We start from the raw sequence: 17,873 nt of genomic DNA, 5'->3' as shown, positions 1-17,873 counted from the left end.
AATCAGAGCTTTCGATCAAAAACCATCTCTTCCATGCTCAACGATTCGCATCTTGAAAATTGGTTCGGCCTGCCGGTCGAAGAAGCCTCGGGCGACACGCGATTCCAGCCTTCCGGGGCCATCTATCGCTTCGGTTATTCCTATGATGCGGAAGAAAGCCCGCTCGAACATTTCCAACGCTACCTGGAATCGCCCGAAGTCGCGGATACGGTGGCGATCATTTTTGGAATGGCCGACGAGGCAGGCGGAGAAACGGGGCAGGAGGCGTTTCTCGACCTCTTGGAATCAGGCCGTGCCAAGCTTCCCAAGCTGCGGGGAATGTTTCTCGGTGACATCACCCAGGAAGAGAACGAGATGTCGTGGATCCAACAGGGCGACATTTCGCGGGTCCTGCGGATTTTCCCTGAATTGGAGGAACTGCGGTCCCGCGGGCAGGACGGACTCGCATTCCAGCCCTGCCGACATCTGGGACTCAAGCGGTTGATCATCGAAACCGGCGGCATGCCGAAGGCGGTGCTGCATGGCATCGCGGATTCCGCATTTCCCGAATTGGAGCGTCTCGAGTTGTGGCTTGGAACGGACGAATACGGATTCGACGGTTCCCTGACGGATGTCCTGCCGCTTTTGAATCCGGAGATTTTTCCGAAACTGAAACATCTCGCGCTTGGAAACAGCGACATCCAGAACGAAATCGCCACAGCGCTGGCAGACTCTCCGATATTGGACAAACTGGAATCCCTGGATCTCTCACTTGGTGTCATGACTGACGAAGGCGCGGCAAAGCTTTTGGACAGCCCACGGGTGAGAAATCTCAAAAAACTCAATCTCCACAGGAACTTCATCTCGGAATCCGTGGCCAACCGTTTTCAGTCTCTCGGCATCGAGGTGGACGTGGACGGACAGGAAAAACCGGACGAATATAATGGAGAAATTTACCGCTACGTGGCGGTGGGCGAATAGATGAGCGGACGCATCGCCCTCATCTGCAACCCCGGGAACCGGCGTGCGGCGTTCTTCCGGGACGCCTGTGTAAGGGTTGGGCATCCGGAGCCCCTGATACTGCCATGGATCAACGTCCTGCGGGATGATTTCCCGCTTCATGAACATCTGCAGGGAGCATGCGCCTTGCGTATCGAGTCCGCAGGTGAGGATTTTGAAGTGGAACGGCGGTTGATCTGCTTGGGAAGTGGAACGTCCCAGGTGGAGAATCTCTGGCCTTGGATTTCCGCAGCAGACGCAGGGAACCTTGAGGAAGATCCCGGGCGCGTGCGATTGCAGCGACAATGGTATCACGGCTGGTTCTCGGCCTTGGGAATCATCCAATCCGCGGCTGATGTTTCAGGCGTCCCGATCATGAACGAACCTTTGGACATTGCCGTGGCATTCGACAAGGCTGCCACTCAGGAGCTTCTTCATGATGCCGGAGTTCCGATCGCCAAGAATCTGGGAATTTGCAGAGACTTCCAGGATCTTCACAACCGCATGAGCGAAGCCGGACTGTCCCGGGTTTTCCTCAAGCCATGTCACAGTTCATCCGCCTCCGGAGTGATCGCTTTGGAAACAGACGGCCGGAACCGCTGGCAAGCCACCACCTCGGCGGTTTTTTCTGGAAATCAGCATGTCCACAATTCCCTGCGTCTCGAAAAACTCAAGGATCTGTCACAAATCCGCGAACGGGTGGATGCCATCTGCCAAGAGCGTGCGATGGCGGAAAGATGGATTCCCAAGGCTTCCATCGGTGGACGGACTTATGATCTGCGGATTCTTGTCATTGCCGGACAAGCCGCCCACGTTGTGGTGAGAACCAGCCGCTCTCCGATCACCAACCTCCATCTTGGAAACCAGCGCGGTGATGCGGATGCGGTACGAACCCAGCTGGGAGAGGCGAAATGGCTTGCCGCAATGCGCACAGCGGAAGCTGCCGCAGTCTGCTTTTCCAGATGCCATTACCTTGCGGTTGATCTCATGGTGGATTCCTCCTTCCGCCGTTTCGTGGTCGCCGAGGTGAACGCATTCGGAGATCTCCTGCCAAAAGTGCTGTGGAACGGAATGGACACCTACGAAGCGGAATTGCGAGCGTGGGCCCAAGCACCACCGCAGCATCTCACGGCTCGCTCACCTTGAAGCGGAAGAACTGCCTGCCATCGGGGCTCTCAGGCAACGGGATCTGAATCGGCTCGTCGGTGGCTTTGTAGCTGTTTTCCAATTCCGGGATGGACCATGGCTGCCATTGGCCCAGCTCGTTACTGGTCTGGATGGAATAATAGCGATGGGATTTCCTGAGGAAGTTCAATGAACCATCGGAAATGGCCGCCTGCCATGATCCGCCGCCGGAGAGAGGTGAGCTGCCCAACAGGTATTCCTGATAGTTGGTGACGCCGTCTCCGTCCGGGTCGGCGTTCTTGTCCCCTTTCGAGTCGAACACGCTGAAGAATCCATCGCGCCATTGGTCGTAAAGCGGACGGTTCGGCAGCTCGTTGTTGATCCACTCGGTGATGAGCTGGATGTTGGCGGGGTCCGTTTCCGAGCTCCCCAGCGGGGGCATGCGTCCGAAGCCGTTGGTTCCGGCCATGCGGTTGAGCACGATGCTGTGGGTGGTGTCGCCGGGCACGATGTACTGGTTCAGCGAACTCCCGCCGTTGTTCACCGCGGCACCGTGGATGAGCCCGGTTTCCTCAAGCGTCAGATGGGCGCGGCCATCCCAGAATCCACCGACACTGCCACCCGCCTGATGGCAGTAGGAACAATTCACGGCGAAGTAGGAGCGGGCCCGTTGCTCCAGCGGATACTGCGTTTCCTCCGGCCGGACGTGGCGGGCGAGCGTTGCCACGGGGTCCGGGGCATTTGTGAGAAAACCGTTGTTTGTCAGGGTCTCCAACTGGTTTCCACCGTAGCCGTTGATGTTGAAATCCATGTTGAGCTGGCGGGTGTTGAAGGAAAGCGCGTGCCCGGCCTGCGGCGTGTGGCAGGTGAGGCAGCTCGACCGGCTGGGGATCTGCCAGCGTTGGGTGTGGGGCGTGCCGTGGTCGTCAATGGCCACATCGAACTCCGCTCCCGCATCCTCCACCAGGGTCGCTTCGGTCTGTGCTTCGTTCCAACGGTAACTGACTCCGTAGCTGCCGGTATCGGTTTTCACGAGGACGCGGGTCTCGATGCGTTTCCTGGTCGCCGGATTTCCCCGGCTGAGTTCGAGGTCGAAGTGCTTTACCCAGACCATGCCCGTGGGGCAGGTCCAGTTTCCGTCCTTGCTCCAGGTCATCCTGCTCCCGGCATCGGGAATGGTGAACCAGCGACGCTTGACCGCGAAGTCGCTCCAGAACGTGAGGTTCGGCTGGTAGGGAAGCAGGCCGGGCGCGGGTGACAGGTCGGTGAGATCCGAGAACAATCCGGTGGCGGTCAGGGTTTTCGGGAATCCGTCGTTCGCCGTGCTGCCCGTGGTGAGGCGCATGATTTTCCCGGTGAGATACGCGCAGAAAAACAGATCCTTGTTCGAGGGATCGATCCCCTGGGCGGAAAAAACCCCATAGGCACCGGGCAAGCCCGTCAGGCGGCCTACGGCCCCCGTCGCCGTGTCCATCTGCCAGACATGACCCGAAACAGAGTCGCTGAAAACATAAGTGCCCACCAGCGATGGATAACGCGTTCCCCGATAGACGTATCCTCCCACAACGGAGTTCCCCTTGAAATTCGCATCCCCGGAGATGGCGGCGTGGACGTATTCGTAAACGGGATCGATGCTGGTGAATCCCGCGGGCTTGGCCGGCGGCACGGGATTGGTGAAAGCGGTGTTGTGTTTTCCTTCGCGATAAACCCAACCGTAGTTGCCGCCTTTGACCACTTTGTTCACCTCCTCATAGGTGTCCTGGCCGACGTCTCCGGCCCAGAGGTCGCCGGTCACGGAGTCGAATGACATGCGCCAGACGTGACGCAATCCGGTGGCCCAGAACTCGGTGCGGATGTTCGCGAGTGGAGAAATTTCCACTCCGTTGTAAGTGCCATCCCATGTGCCGCCGAGGCTGGTGTGGACGTAGGGATTGTCCGCGGGAACGGAAAACCGCGCGATCCCGCCGTCGGTGGGAATCGCAGCGTGTGGATTGGGTTCGAGGTTGCCGGGCTTCTTGTCCACATCGATGCGGAACACACCGCCGAAGAAGTCCTTGTTCACCTTCTGGCTGTTCAGACGGAAATCGTTCGGGTTCTCCTCGTCTCCCGCGGCGTAGTAAAGATAGCCGTCCGCGGGGCCGAAGTGGAGGTCTCCGCCGTCGTGGTTCGAACCCTCGTCGAGCTGCTGGAGCAGGATCAGTTCGGAGGATGGATCAGCCACAGCCGGATCAGAACCGACACGGAAGCGCGAGATGCGTTGGTAGTAGATCGTGCTGATGCGGACGGTGTAGGCGACGTAGAAATAACCGTTGGACGCATACTGCGGATGGAAGGCGAGACCCAGCAAACCATGCTCGGCATTCCCTCCACCCTCGATGGTCTCGGTGGGGGTGCGTCCGGCGATGGCCGTCTGCAGATCCAGGAAGGTGCTCTGGGTCGGCGAGGTCGCCGTCACGTCCGGGACGAGCTTGATCTTCGCCATCCGCTCGCAGATGAACAACCTCCTGGCGTCACCCGGTGGAGAGGTGAGGCAGAGAGGTTGGTTGAAGGTGAGACCGGGCAATCCCTCCACAAGCTGCCAGGCGTTCGTCGGCGGAGCCGCGGGCATGGCGAGTTTTTCATTGGTGAGACGGAGGCTGTTTGAAAAGCGGATGGTGACGGTGCCTGTCGCGGTGTTCCCGCTGATATTTCCCACGCGATAGGTGAATGTGACGGGTGCCGTTCCGGCGCCATGGTGGGCATAGAGGATTTTTCCATTGGAAACCGTGGCGGTCCCGGTGGCGGGAGGAATGAGAATTTCCAAAGTTCCGGGCAGCGGTCCTCCGGTGTCGTTTTCCAACACGTCCACGAGCACCTTCTGATCCGGGTGGATGGTCGCCTCGTCACCCGCCGCGACAGGTGGGGGAAACACGGCATCCGGACCCGCGGCAAAGGATGAATTCACCTCCGCGGCGGAGATGGCGCGATCGTAGAGGCGGAGTTCGTTGAGCCTGAAATGAGCGTTCGAATCGGCGGCCCACATCGAGCGGCCGATCCAGTTGTTCACGTCGTGGAGATCCGGCAGGCGGTAGGGCAGATCGATGGAGCCGCCCAGCACGCCGTTGCGATACCATTTCACCAGGCAACCCGTCGCACCACTTACACCCGCGCCATCGGCGACGGTCATGGTGAACTGGTACTGGGTGCCGACGGTGGTGGTGGAGGAAAGGTCCGTGTTCAATGCGGTGGCGGCCCCGTTCGCCAGCTTCGCCTCGACCCGGTTCGAACCGAGCGTTCCGCCGTTGTTGAGCGAAAGGAAAAGATTGTCGTTCGAGACAAAATTTCCCGGTGCGTTCGGGCCGTCGATGATTTCTCCGGTGGAAGCACCAGGCCCGCTGGTGAAGGTGGTGTTTCCGAAGTCAAAGATACGCTGCCAGTTTTTCGATGACAGCGGAGTGAGCCACGCCTCGACGGTCATGCTCGGGCGTGAGGAGATGATTCCATCCGGCAGATCCAGATAGGCGGAGATGTTGGTGGCGGACTGGTTCCCGGTGGTGGCGGTGGATGGCAGGATGAGCTCGGTGCCGTTGGTGGTGGCTCCGTTTCCCCGGACCGTGGCGATTTCTCCGGTAGCGGTATCGAGGAATTCAGTGCCGGAAACGGCGTTTCCAGCGGGGGAGTCAAAGCTCCAGCGCCGCGACGGCAGTGGTGCGGGAACCGGTGGCTCCGGCGGACCGATGGTCGGATCCGGCCCGGCGGCATAGCTGGCGAGGATTTCCGCCGGGGTCACGACACGGCGGTAGATGCGGAGTTCGTCGAGCGAAAGATGTGAATTCGAATCCCCCGTGTACATCGAGCGGCCGATCCAGTTGTTCACGTCTTCCATGCCAGACAGATGGAAGGCGAAGTTCGCGGTATTCTGCAGCGCGCCATTCCGATACCACCGCACCTGGCAGCCGGTGGAGGTGTCCTCGACGACGAAGAAGTAATGATACTTCGTGCCCGCCGTGGTGGCGGCGGTGGTGAAGGTGTATTGCGCGGGATTGCCGTCATACTGGCCCTCCAATTGTTGGGAATTCATGTTTCCCGCGTTGTTGAAGGTGAGGCTGAGGTTGTCGTAGGCGGAGGTGTTTCCCGGAGCGACGGCGGTATCCAGGATTTCACCTGGAGCCGCGCCCGCTCCGTGGGATGAGACACAGCGTCCGAAGTCGAAAAGACGAGCCCAGTTTTTCGATGACAACGGCGCGGCCCATGCCTCGAAGCTCACGCTCGGCGTGGCGGTGACGATGCCGTTCGGCAGATCCAGATAGGCGGAAATGGTCGCCGCGGTCTGATTGCCGGTCGTGCTGCCGGGAAGGACGACGGCACCACCGGTGAGAGAGCCGCCATTGCCGCGCAACGTCGCGATTTTCCCGCCCAGACTGTCGGTGAATGCCGTGCCGGAGGAAGCTTCCGAATCCGCCTGGGTGGTGAAAGTCCAGAGGTGGTCAGGGACCGGTGCGGGGACGACCTCGGGCTCGCCGAGATTGTCGGGACCGGCCGTGAGATTGGCGGAGATCTCCGCCGGGGTGAGGGCGTGGTTGTAGAGCCGCACCTCGTTGTAGGAAATGTTCGCGTTGCTGTCCGCCGTGTACATCGACCGGCCCAGCCAGTTGTTGCGGTCCTGGATCTCGGAAAGATGGAAATTGACGTCCAGCGTGGAGATGAGCGTCCCATTCAAATACCATGCCACCTGCCCCCCCGACGCACCGGCGCCCCCCGCGCCGTCGGTGAAGGTGCACACGAAGTGATACTGGGTCCCGGCTGCCAGAGCCGCACCTGTGTTGCTGCCGAGTTCCGCGGCCCCGTCCAGCTTGGCCATGACACGCTGCGTGTTCGCGGTGTTGTCACGATGAAATGCCATGGCGAGGTCGTCGCTCGAGGTGGCGTTCGCCGGGGCCGCGGTGGCCGTGGGCAGGATTTCACCGCTCGACGCACCGTCTCCACGGGCGTTCGCGCTCAACTGGCCGTTGTTGCTGGCCATGCGCCCGAAGTCGAAAAGCCTCTGCCAGTTTTTCACCGACATCGGCGTGGCCCAGATTTCCACGGTGAGATTGGTCTTCGAGGAAATCAGTCCGTTGGGCAGATCCACGTAAGCCGAAATGGCGGCAGGTGTCTGATTGCCGGTCGTCGAACCGGGCAAGGTGAGCGACGTTCCGGTAAAACTCGCGTTCATGCCCACCACGGTCGCGGCGGAAGAACCCACGCGGTCGCTCACGGTGGTGCCGGCGGGGGCCGATCCCGCGTCATTGCCGAAAGACCAACGGTTCGTCAGCTCCGCCGAGACAGGCAGGACGAGGGCGCAGTGAGCCACGACGGCGAGCAATCTCGCCACGGATGGAGGGTTTTCTATGATTGGGGGAAGCTCACGGGAGTCGTGGCCACGGTCAAGGCCTCAAAAAGGGGAGGAAAGGATCGATGAGTGATGAATGCGGGCGATGATCTACGAGGAAATGTTCACCCGTAGATCATCTCTCGTCCGTCATCTACCGCAGCAGGTTCCACGCGGTGACCAACGCCTTGAGACCCGCCATCTCGATCGACGGGTCCACGCCCGCGCCCCAGAGGATGCGGCCGTCCTCCGCCTGGAGCTGGACGTAGGCGGCGGCGTTCGCGTCCGAGCCTCCGCGCACGGCATGCGAGCGGTAGTCGGTGACCTTGAAATCCTTCAGGCCGATGCCCTCCAGCGCGTGGACGAAGGCGTTGATCGGACCGTTGCCCAAGCCTTCGACGGTTTTCACCTCTCCATCCAGCGTGATGCTCGCCTTGCACTGGACCTGCCCGCGCTCGGTGGTGTGGTGGACGAGTTCGTAGTCGGTCACATCAAGCGGACTGGCCAGATTCACGAACTCACGGAAGAAAGCCTCGCGGATTTCGTCGGTGGACAGCTCGCGCCCGTGTTCGTCAGCGAGATCATAAATGCGTTTGCCGACCTGCGGGTGCATCGTCTTCGGCAGATCGAAACCATGCTCGCGGTCGAGGACGTAGGCGACCCCGCCCTTGCCCGACTGCGAATTGATCCGGATGATCGCCTCATAAGAGCGGCCGATGTCCTGCGGATCGATGGTCAGGTAAGGCACGCCCCATGGCACCTCGGGTTCCGAGGCGGTTTCCTTTTCCCGGCGGTCCAGACCCTTCTTGATGGCATCCTGGTGCGAACCGGAAAATGCGGTGAAGACAAGTTCACCGGCATATGGCTGGCGCTCCGGGACGGTCAGGCGGGTGACCCGCTCGTAAACGTTCCGGATGGACTGGAGGTCGGAGAAATCGAGTCCCGTCGCCACGCCATGGCTATTCAGGTTCAGCGCGACGGTGACGATGTCGAGATTGCCCGTGCGCTCGCCATTGCCGAAAAGCGTGCCTTCCACCCGATCCGCGCCCGCCATCAGGCCGAGTTCGGTCGCCGCGACACCGGTGCCGCGGTCATTGTGGGTGTGCAGGGAAACGACGAGCGATTCGCGGTTTTTCAGATTCCGGCACATCCACTCGATCATGTCCGCGTGGATGTTCGGCGTGGTCCATTGCACCGTGTCGGGCAGGTTGACGATCATCTTCCGTTCCGGCGTCGGCTGCCAGACGTCGATGACGCTGTTGCAGCAATCCAAGGCGAAATCCAGTTCCGTGTCGGAAAACGACTCAGGAGAATATTGCAACACCACCTCCGTGCGCGGAATCGTGGGCACGAGCTTCTTCACCAGTTCCGCACCGTCCACCGCGATCTGTTTGATCGATTCGCGCGACGCATCGCCGAAGGTCACCCGCCGTTGCAACGGAGAGGTGGAATTGTAGATGTGGACGATCGCTCGCTTCGCCCCGTCGATGGCTTCGAAGGTGCGGCGGATGAGCGCCTCGCGCGTCTGGACGAGCACCTGGATCGTCACATCCTCCGGGATGCGGTTTTCATCGATCAAGCGGCGCAGGAAATTGAACTCCGTGTCCGCGGCGGATGGAAAGCCCACCTCGATCTGCTTGAAGCCCACCCGCACGAGCAGGTCGAAAAATTCGAGCTTCTCCTCGATCGACATCGGTTGCGGCAGGGCCTGGTTGCCATCGCGGAGATCCACCGAGCACCACTGCGGCGCGTGGTCGAGGATCTGGTCGGGCCAGGTGCGGTCGGGCAGGGAAACCGGCGGGAAAGGCCGGTATTTCGAGAGAGAATTCGGATGCATTTTTTAAAATAGGAAAAGGTGAACAAAGGGTGGCAGCGCCTCAAAAACGGGCGGGCCTGTGAACAAAAGTGGCAGGTGGGGATGGGTCAACGGGAGGCCAACCCTAGAAGAAGGGGGCGCAGCAAATAGCCGTTGAGAAGGAGGTTCACGCCCGAGAGCCTAGGAATTTTCCCGGCCCGGTCAAACGGGAAATTCCGGATGCGGGAAAATCGAACGCTTCCTGAGGAGGGATGGAGGAGCCTTTCCCTTCGGGATCCGGTGCTTCCGGCATTTCAAAATCCATCTGATATTTCCGGTGTTTTCAATTGCCAATCGTCAGCGGGTGTCATCGTTATGAGCCGCCTTTATGAATCGTCCCCTCCTCTCCCTCGTTCTGTTTGTTTTCTCTATCGTCCAGGCCCACGCCCTGACCGATTCACAACTCGCCGCGGCCATTGCCGATGGGAGGGCGCTGGTATTCATGAACTCGCCCGAGACGACCGCCCCCGGACAGGAGCCCGGTTGGAAATTGAAGCTGAAGCCTTCGTCACATGATTTCAATTTCAGCAGGCCGATGAATGACATCAACGGTTCATTCACCATGACCCGCCGCGGAGGCGTGACATCCATCGTTCTTGCCGGACTTTCGGAGGATCCGATCACCCTGACCTTATCCGTTTCGGATGGCGTGGGAACTTTCCGGATGACCGCTTCTCCCCAGTTCGACCAGCCTGTAAACGGAATATTCCACATCAAGCCCAAGGTCACGATTCCCCACGAGATCACCGTCCGGGGAGCGGGCTCGGATTATTCCTGGAAGCTGTACGACGGCAAATCCACGGTCGATCTTGGCATTGATGCTCTGGGGAACCCATCGTTTTCCTACGATCTCGTCATCAAGAACGCCGGTGCCACTCCCTTGAAAGGACTGAGGATCACCACCACCGGCGCGGATCGCTCGAAATTCAGCGTCAGCAAGCTGAAGACGACCACACTGGCCCCGGGAAAAAGAGCAATCTTCACCGTGAGTTATGATGGCAAGGCACCACTCACCACGAAAAGGGCCCGCCTCCACATCTGGAGCAACGACAAGGACGAGAGCCCGTTCGATATCAACGTCACCTGCAAGGTTCCGGCCATCGACTGAGGCCGCACGTCCCGCTCACCGCGTCACACCGCGCTCGGACTCCTCGACGAATTTGATGAGATGCGCGACCTGGGGCGTGTCCGCCGAATGGGTCGCCTTGAGGGAACTGAGCGCGGTGGAGAGATTTCCGTCCTTTTTCAGGAAGAGTTTTTTGTAAGCGAGCTTGAGGTGTTTGATGTCGTCTTCGGAGAACCCCCGGCGTTGCAGGCCCACGAGATTGATGCCGCGGGTGTTCGCAGGGTTTCCATCCACGATCATATACGGTGGCACGTCCTGCACCACCTTCGAGCATCCTCCGACGATGGAGTGCTTCCCGATGCGGCAGAACTGGTGCACCGCCGCCACGCCGGAAACGATGGCGTGGTCCTCGATGATGATGTGCCCCGCGATGCCGACGGAGTTTGAAAGGATGATGTGATCGCCGAGCTGGCAGTCATGGGCGACGTGGGAGTAGCACAGCATCAGGTTGTGCGAGCCGATGCGGGTCGGCAGGTTTTCAAAGGTGCCGCGATGCACGGTGACGTTTTCCCGGAACACGTTGTGGTCGCCCACTTCAAGGTAGGTCGGCTCGCCGATGTATTTCAGGTCCTGCGTTTTCCCGCCGAGCATGGAGAACGGGAAGAACTCGTTGCCCTTGCCGAATTTGGAATGGCCTTCGAGGACCACATGCGAGTGCAGCACGCAATCATCACCGAGTTCCACATTCGCACCGATGATGCAATAGGGCCCGATGCGGACGTTGTGCCCGATTTTGGCGGCAGGAGAAACAATGGCGGTAGGGTGGATCACCCGGCAAATGTCTGCGGATCAGCGGGGAAAAGACGAGGTTTTTTTCCGCAGGCTCCCGGCGGCGGAAAACAAGCCCCGGATTCCGGCGGAATCGTCCTCACCGCAGGGTGTTGATCCGGATCCGGACGAATCCCGGATCCGCAGTCAATTCCGCGGGGTCTCGGATGGTCACACGCTCCCACGTGGCGTCGACGGCCTGCGTCTGGTGGACCACCCCCCCTTCCGTCCACCCGGAGTCCGCGAGGCCTGCCTGCCATTGCACGGCATATCCGATGCCCGCGGCCTGTGGGTCCCGATGGCGGAAGAAGGTGATGGTGGCATGGGGTTTTCCGAGATGCTGGACGACTCCATGCACAGGAGCCGCGGAGGTCCGGGAGTTCGCACGGTGCAGGCCGGTCATCAGCGGATTTCCTCCGAAGGCGTATTCCAGCAGGTTCGACCAACCATCGTGGTCCGGATCGGCGTTGGCTCCGGCGATGGATTCGTCCATCACATGGGCGGCGGCGAAGTTGCGGGCACGCCACTCCGCCTGTTTTCCGATCGCGAAAAACAACCGGGTGGTGTCGGTCGGGCCGGCCACGGCCGGTCCCCTGCCACCGGATTGGCTGGCGGAAACCTTGAGATCCACCGCCCACATCCCAGCTCTGCTGAAAGACCAGTTCAAATGATGATGACCGGCGGGCTTGGAAAAAACGTCACCTTCGCTGATCCCGTCGTGGGTGGACATGAAGACCACAGGCATCCCTGAAATCACCCGGTAGAGCGCGAAATGGCCTCCGGACGGACCGAGGACTTTCACGAGTTTGAACCTCACCGGATCCATCAGGCCTGAAGCCGTGTTGTCAAAGCCAAGCCACGAATGAGCGCTGCTGGATTCCGGATAAATCCACAGTGGCCCGCCCTCCCGGACTCCAAGGAAATTCCATTCATTTCCCGGCGGGCGGTAATCCCTTTCCCCGTCCGGATACTCCGCATCTCTTGCCGGGAAATAGGCGAGCGAAGGATCCACATTCTCACCCTCCGTCATCAGGCTCCATTGCCAGTCCTGCATGGAGGACCGGTAGGCGACCCTGAGATCGATGTGATCCTGAAGTGGGAAAAGCGCCATCGCCTGCTGATGGATCGCGAGGATGATGAAACAGGTACTGAAGGTTCTCATGGTCATGGGTTCCATCCGGGAGGTTGCGCGGGGTTGATGCCGGATTCGATCTGGCGCTTGAGTTCGGTCGCCCGGATGAACGAGACATGGCCGTCGGCGTAGAGATAGTTCGAGCCGCCGTCCATGCCATCGCCGCGGGAAGAGCCGTGACGCCCTGGGGCGATATCGCGGCAAACGACCGACCATTTCTTCCAGCTTTCGGAGTGGGTGTGATCATTTCCCGGTGCGACTCCGACATCGTCCGAGCATACCGTGGCGAGCAGCGTCCGTGTCGGGTCATCCATGTTGATCAGCCGGTTCATCGCCTTCCCCCGGGGTCTGCCGAAGGCATCGACCGATGGGACAAAAACGAAGCTGTTGAGAATGTAGCTGGTGCCACGCGCCTCGAGCCGTTCCTTTCCTCTTGGATCGGAAGGACAGATCCGCACTTCGTCGAAGTTTCCCAGATGATCTTCCAAACGGTAGATCCAGGCCTGATCGAGAGTGGTGGAATGGGTCGTCAGCGGCAGGACACCGCCGTTCTCCTGGGCATGGGCGTGCATCGCCACACCGATGGTCCGGAGATTCCCCATGCAGATGACTTTTTTGGCACTGCTCGAAGACTTCCGCCAGACAGCGGCTCCCACGGCGCAGAGGCCGATCATCAGGCTCATCACCACCAGCAACTCCAACAGGGTGAAACCGCGACGCAGGCGTCGCGGAACGATTCGGGGACATTTCAACGGGCTCACGCCGAAAAATTAATACACAACATTTCCAAATGCAATATTATTGCATTTGGAAATACATGGCATTAGTGCTCTTGCATCTCGCGGAGCCCCACGAGGCCGAGCGGGAGCCCTGAAATCAATCCACACCCATGAAAATCAAACACTTCACATCTTCCAGAAACCCAATTTCGATCCTGAATGTCGCAACCGCCCTGATGCTCGCGGTTGCTCCGGAGGGCGATGCCGCATTCGTCAGTTACTATGTCGGGGTCGACGGGCTCGCCACCATCGCCAGCGGAACCTACGCCGGGCTGTCCAATCCCAACCTCAACCGGCTGACCCTGCTCTATGCGCACGTTTATCCGGACACTCCGGCCAGCAACCACTACCACAGCAAGGGCGTCTACCGATACACCGGCCCGAATCTCGGCGAAGGGCAGACCTCCACGGAAATCAACCCGGCGAACTATCTCCCGGAAGGAACCGCACCGCCACTTCTGATGACGGTGGGGACCGGCGGCCTCTACGATGGAAAATTCGTCAGCGCGCCCGAGCCGGGAAATCCGTTTTCGCTTTCGACCATCCAGGACACCGGAAAACTCTCCGGTTTCTCTCCGGGAAGCGGAGAGAGCATCCTGTTCAACTCCGGTGCGAACCGTTGGAACGGTTCGCTCATCGGAGCGGACGTCCACCTCGAGCTGGTTTCGCTCAGCGCCGGACTGAACGTCGGAAACTCCACCGTGCTGAATCTCTTCTCCAGCCCGGGCGACAACCACCACCTCGACGACAGCTTCAGTTTCACTCCGGTCTTCTGGACCGATGCGGATGCTTCACCGGGAACCTACACCGCGCAGTTCAAACTGACGGATGAGTCCGGCATCTTTGGCGACTCCGGCACGTTCGAATATCGTTTCGATGTCGTTCCGGAACCTTCTTCCGCATCGCTCGGAGCGTTCGGAGTCCTTGCACTGTTCCGCCGCCGCCGCTGATCCGTGGTCCCTCGCCGCCGCATCGATTTTCCGGTGCGGCGGTTTTCGCATTTTGAATCAACCGGGATGGGGGTAGTGTGGGCCATGCAAGGCCCCTTATCCGGCAATCCACCCGCTCCAGTTGGCTGGAACTGGGATCATTCCTACACCCGCCTGCCGGAAATCTTCTTCACTCCCACCTTGCCCACACGGGTCCCGGCTCCCGGACTGGCCATTCTCAACCGCCCTCTCGCCGGCGCGCTAGGTCTGGATGCCGGCGCTCTGGAAAAAGCCGCGGACATTTTCGCAGGAAATGAAATTCCTCCCGGCTCCGAACCCATCGCCCAAGCCTACGCCGGACACCAGTTCGGAAATTTCACCAACCTCGGCGACGGACGCGCCATCTTGTTGGGAGAGCATCTGGCACCTTCCGGCATCAGGTCCGACATCCAGCTCAAGGGTCCCGGGCGCACCCGCTACTCACGCGGCGGAGACGGACGGGCCACACTCGGCCCGATGCTGCGTGAGTACATCATCAGCGAGGCGATGCACGCGCTCGGCATCCCCACCACCCGCAGTCTCGCGGTGGCGACCACGGGTGAGGAGATTTTCCGCAACGAGTTTCTTCCCGGTGCGGTGCTGACCCGTGTCGCCGCCAGCCACATCCGCGTCGGCACTTTCCAGTATGCCGCCGCCCACGAAGACCTTCCCGCCCTCACCGCCCTGGCGGACCACACCTTGAAACGGCATTTTCCCGAACTGGCCGGGTCCGGCACCCGCTACTTCGACTTCTTCGAAGCGGTGATGGACCGGCAGGCATCCCTGATCGCGAGATGGCTGTGCGTCGGTTTCATCCACGGTGTCATGAACACCGACAACATGGCCCTCTCCGGTGAAACCATCGACTACGGGCCCTGCGCGTTCATGGATGACTACGATCCGGAAACCGTCTTCAGCTCCATCGACCGTTACGGACGATATGCCTACGACAAGCAGCCGCAGATCGCCCGCTGGAATCTCGCACGCCTCGCGGAGACGCTGCTGCCGCTTTTCCATGAGGATCAGAACATCGCCATCGACCTCGCCAATGACGCGCTCGGGTCTTTCGAAGCGCGGTTCCAAGCATACTGGTTGTTAGGGATGCGTTCCAAGCTGGGGCTCTTCACCGCGGAAAAAGAGGACGCGGCGCTCGTCCAGGAACTCCTCGACTGGATGCACGCCAACCATCAGGACTTCACCAACACCTTCCGCTCCCTCAGCTCCGCCTCCTCCATCGCGGAGCCGCCGTTCATCGATGCCGCCTTTCTGGCATGGCATGAGAAATGGACCGCACGGCTCGGCCGCCAGCCGGCCACAACCGCCGAAGTTGTGGAAAAAATGCGCGCCCACAATCCCGTCGTGATCCCCCGCAACCACAAGGTCGAGCAAGCTCTCGACACCGCCATCAAGGGAGATCTGACGGTGACGCACCGGCTGCTGGAGATTTTGACAAACCCCTATGCCGACAGCGCGCCGCCGGAATACACCACACCACCCCCTCAGGGCGGTGCGGCCTATCAGACCTTCTGCGGCACGTGAGAAAACCATTCGGAAAATCCGCCGGCTTCGGAGGGTTCGACTCCGGCTGACCCGTTTATCGCGGCCTTTCACAGGAGAATCCCCATCATTTCCCCGGCAGCGCGGCTTCCAGGAACGCCCACTCGTCCGCCGTGCGGTCCATGACTTTGGTAAGGGACGTCCCGGCACCATGACCCGCGCTGGTCTCGATGCGGATCAGAACCGGCGGGCCGTCCTTCGCTTGATATTCCTGCAGCCGTGCCGCGAACTTGAAGCTGTGGGCCGGGACGACGCGGTCGTCGTGGTCCGCCGTGCTCACCAGAGTGGCTGGGTAGCGGGTTTCCGGTTTCAGCGCGTGGTAAGGTGAATACTTGTGAAGCAGTGGGAAATCCTTCGCCTTGTCCGAGCTGCCGTATTCCGCCTGCCATGCCCAGCCGATGGTGAATTTCTGAAAGCGGAGCATGTCCATCACCCCCACCGCGGGAAGTGCCGCACCGAAGAGTTCGGGGCGCTGGGTCATGCAGGCTCCGACCAGCAGGCCGCCATTGCTGCCGCCCTGGATGGCCAGGTTCGCGGACTTGGTGTAGCCTTTCTTGATCAGGGTTTCCGCCGCGCCAATGAAGTCGTCGAAGACATTCTGCTTCTTGGAAATCTTGCCGGCCTCATGCCACTCGGTGCCGTACTCGCCGCCGCCGCGCAGGTTCACGACGACGAGGATTCCACCGCGCTCCAACCACACGGCGCGGGCCACCGAAAAGCCGGGGAGCATGTTGATTTGGAATCCGCCGTAACCATAAAGCAGCGTCCTGTTGGAACCGTCCATCGGCGCGTCCTTCTTGCGGACGATGAACATCGGAACCTTCGTGCCGTCCTTGCTTTCGAAAAACACCTGCTCGGTGACATACGCCCCGCCCTCGAAACCAACCTCCGGCTTTTTCCAAAGCTTGCTTCCGCCGCCGGCCAGATCGAGCTGATAGATCGCACCCGGGTTGGTGAAGCTGGTGTGGCTGTAGAAGACGCTCGTGTCCTTTTCCTCACCACCGAAGCCACCGACCGTGCCGATGCCCGGCAGTTCCAGTTCCTTCGGATTCTTCCCGTCCGCGTCGAAGCGGACCACCCGGCTCTTCGCATCCTTCATGTAGGTGGCGATGAGCTTGCCGCCGACCTTGCTCACGTCATCCAACGGCTCGGCGGTCTGTGGGATGATTTCCTTCCATTCCTTCCGGTCGGGATTTTTCGTATCGATGGCGATCACGCGGAAGCGCGGCGCATCAAGGTCGGTCTTGAAGTAGAACACCGACCCGTTGTTTCCAAGGAAGCCGTAGTCCGCATCCCCGTCCGGCAGAAGCTGGACCACTTCCGCATCCGGAGTCTCCAGGGATTTATAGAACACCCGGTTCTTCGTGTCGCTGCCTTGTGAGAGGTGGATGATCAGGTAGCGGCCGTCTTCCGTAACCCCGCCGCCGATGCCCCACTGGGGCTGGTCCTTGCGCTCGTAGATGAGGGTGTCCTTCTCCTGGGGATCGCCAAGCTTGTGGAAATACAACTTCTGGAACTCATTCTTCTGCGTGAGGGCCGCGCCTTCCTTGGGGGCGTCGTAGCGGCTGTAGTAGAAGCCGCTGTTGTCCTTGGCCCAGGACATGCCGCTGAATTTCACCCATTTCAGGTGGTCTTCCAGATCCTTGCCGGTGGCGATGTCGCGCACGCGGATCTCCAACCAGTCGCTGCCACCGCCGGAGGTCGCGTAGGCGAGCAGCCTGCCATCTTCGCTCGGCCTGCTCTGGGCAAGGGCCACGGTGCCGTCCTTGGACATCGTGTTGGGGTCGAGGAGGACGCGGGGTTCGCCGTCGAGCGTGTCCGCCACGTAGAGGACGGCCTGGTTCTGCAGGCCCGAGTTTTTCGAATAGAACCATTTCCCGCCCTCTTCGTAAGGCAGGCCGATGCGTTCGTAGTTCCACAATTTTTTCAACCGCGCGTGGATCTCGTCGCGCTGCGGGATGGTTTTGATGAATCCGTCCGTCACCTTGTTTTCCGCCGATACCCAGGCTTTGGTCTCGGCCGAATTGTCATCTTCCAGCCAGCGGTAGGGATCCTTGACTTCCGTGCCATGGTAAACATCGGTCACGGATTCCTTGCGGGCTTCGGGATATTTCAACTCCGCGGCGGTCAGATGACCGGCGACGAGGAGAACGCTGGGGATGATGAGATTTTGGGCGAACATGGTTTTTTGGTGCCGGATGACTACACGGTGGAAGAGCGTTCTCAAACAAGGAT

11 protein-coding genes are annotated in these 17,873 nt (G+C 60.3%); 5 read left to right on the top strand and 6 right to left on the bottom strand.

Annotated features, from left to right (window positions below; translation table 11 throughout):
* The first annotated feature begins 33 nt into the window (after positions 1–33).
* Together JIN84_RS05395 and JIN84_RS05390 are read left to right on the top strand one after the other, a co-directional pair.
* Complete coding sequence (locus JIN84_RS05395; RefSeq protein ID WP_200349985.1) at positions 34–960, top strand: STM4015 family protein; 927 nt, start codon at positions 34–36, stop codon at positions 958–960.
* Positions 961–2,124 carry an STM4014 family protein gene (locus tag JIN84_RS05390; protein ID WP_200349984.1) on the top strand — a complete coding sequence of 388 codons (1,164 nt, stop codon included), beginning with the start codon at positions 961–963 and terminating at the stop codon, positions 2,122–2,124.
* On the opposite strand, the gene JIN84_RS05385 is transcribed toward JIN84_RS05390, so the two are convergent.
* Positions 2,105–7,456 (bottom strand): LamG-like jellyroll fold domain-containing protein, encoded by a 5,352-nt coding sequence (locus tag JIN84_RS05385; protein ID WP_200349983.1) that lies wholly within the window; start codon positions 7,454–7,456, stop codon positions 2,105–2,107. The genes JIN84_RS05390 and JIN84_RS05385 overlap by 20 nt on opposite strands.
* 151 nt (positions 7,457–7,607) lie before the next feature.
* Positions 7,608–9,290 (bottom strand): 2-isopropylmalate synthase, encoded by a 1,683-nt coding sequence (gene leuA / locus JIN84_RS05380; RefSeq protein ID WP_200349982.1) that lies wholly within the window; start codon positions 9,288–9,290, stop codon positions 7,608–7,610.
* Between the two features lie 346 nt (positions 9,291–9,636).
* Between leuA and JIN84_RS05375 the strand changes: the two genes are divergently transcribed.
* Positions 9,637–10,416, top strand: coding sequence for a hypothetical protein (locus JIN84_RS05375; protein ID WP_200349981.1), 780 nt, complete (start codon positions 9,637–9,639; stop codon positions 10,414–10,416).
* A gap of 15 nt (positions 10,417–10,431) precedes the next feature.
* Here the strand turns inward: JIN84_RS05375 and lpxA are convergent, their stop codons facing one another.
* From lpxA to JIN84_RS05360, 3 genes are all read right to left on the bottom strand, one after another.
* Positions 10,432–11,205 (bottom strand): acyl-ACP--UDP-N-acetylglucosamine O-acyltransferase, encoded by a 774-nt coding sequence (lpxA, locus tag JIN84_RS05370; protein WP_200349980.1) that lies wholly within the window; start codon positions 11,203–11,205, stop codon positions 10,432–10,434.
* A 97-nt stretch (positions 11,206–11,302) separates the two neighbouring features.
* Complete coding sequence (locus JIN84_RS05365) at positions 11,303–12,364, bottom strand: choice-of-anchor M domain-containing protein (RefSeq protein ID WP_200349979.1); 1,062 nt, start codon at positions 12,362–12,364, stop codon at positions 11,303–11,305.
* Positions 12,365–12,366: 2 nt separating this feature from the next.
* Positions 12,367–13,086, bottom strand: coding sequence for a type II secretion system protein (locus JIN84_RS05360; RefSeq protein WP_200349978.1), 720 nt, complete (start codon positions 13,084–13,086; stop codon positions 12,367–12,369).
* A 137-nt stretch (positions 13,087–13,223) separates the two neighbouring features.
* Here JIN84_RS05360 and JIN84_RS05355 point away from each other — a divergent pair, with 137 nt between their 5' ends.
* Together JIN84_RS05355 and JIN84_RS05350 are read left to right on the top strand one after the other, a co-directional pair.
* A complete protein-coding gene (locus tag JIN84_RS05355) occupies positions 13,224–14,063 on the top strand; it encodes an all3515 family Zur-repressed PEP-CTERM protein (protein WP_200349977.1) in 840 nt (279 codons plus the stop codon).
* Between the two features lie 84 nt (positions 14,064–14,147).
* Positions 14,148–15,620, top strand: coding sequence for a protein adenylyltransferase SelO (locus tag JIN84_RS05350; RefSeq protein ID WP_200349976.1), 1,473 nt, complete (start codon positions 14,148–14,150; stop codon positions 15,618–15,620).
* An 85-nt stretch (positions 15,621–15,705) separates the two neighbouring features.
* Here JIN84_RS05350 and JIN84_RS05345 read toward each other — a convergent pair whose 3' ends face one another.
* Positions 15,706–17,820 carry a prolyl oligopeptidase family serine peptidase gene (locus tag JIN84_RS05345; protein WP_200349975.1) on the bottom strand — a complete coding sequence of 705 codons (2,115 nt, stop codon included), beginning with the start codon at positions 17,818–17,820 and terminating at the stop codon, positions 15,706–15,708.
* Positions 17,821–17,873 lie beyond the last annotated feature (53 nt).

The sequence above is a fragment of the Luteolibacter yonseiensis genome (assembly GCF_016595465.1).
Classification (GTDB): Bacteria; Verrucomicrobiota; Verrucomicrobiia; order Verrucomicrobiales; family Akkermansiaceae; genus Luteolibacter; species Luteolibacter yonseiensis.
Note: the sequence above shows the minus strand (reverse complement) of the source record. Positions and strands in the feature narration are given on the sequence as shown.

Excerpts from the sequence above, each read along its gene's own strand:
- JIN84_RS05355 (WP_200349977.1), top strand. The coding sequence starts at position 13,224 with ATGAAAATCAAACACTTCACATCTTCCAGAAACCCAATTTCGATCCTG.
- JIN84_RS05390 (WP_200349984.1), top strand. The coding sequence starts at position 961 with ATGAGCGGACGCATCGCCCTCATCTGCAACCCCGGGAACCGGCGTGCG.
- JIN84_RS05395 (WP_200349985.1), top strand. The coding sequence starts at position 34 with ATGCTCAACGATTCGCATCTTGAAAATTGGTTCGGCCTGCCGGTCGAA.
- JIN84_RS05375 (WP_200349981.1), top strand. The coding sequence starts at position 9,637 with ATGAATCGTCCCCTCCTCTCCCTCGTTCTGTTTGTTTTCTCTATCGTC.
- JIN84_RS05350 (WP_200349976.1), top strand. The coding sequence starts at position 14,148 with ATGCAAGGCCCCTTATCCGGCAATCCACCCGCTCCAGTTGGCTGGAAC.
- JIN84_RS05345 (WP_200349975.1), bottom strand. The coding sequence starts at position 17,820 with ATGTTCGCCCAAAATCTCATCATCCCCAGCGTTCTCCTCGTCGCCGGT.
- leuA (WP_200349982.1), bottom strand. The coding sequence starts at position 9,290 with ATGCATCCGAATTCTCTCTCGAAATACCGGCCTTTCCCGCCGGTTTCC.
- JIN84_RS05365 (WP_200349979.1), bottom strand. The coding sequence starts at position 12,364 with ATGAGAACCTTCAGTACCTGTTTCATCATCCTCGCGATCCATCAGCAG.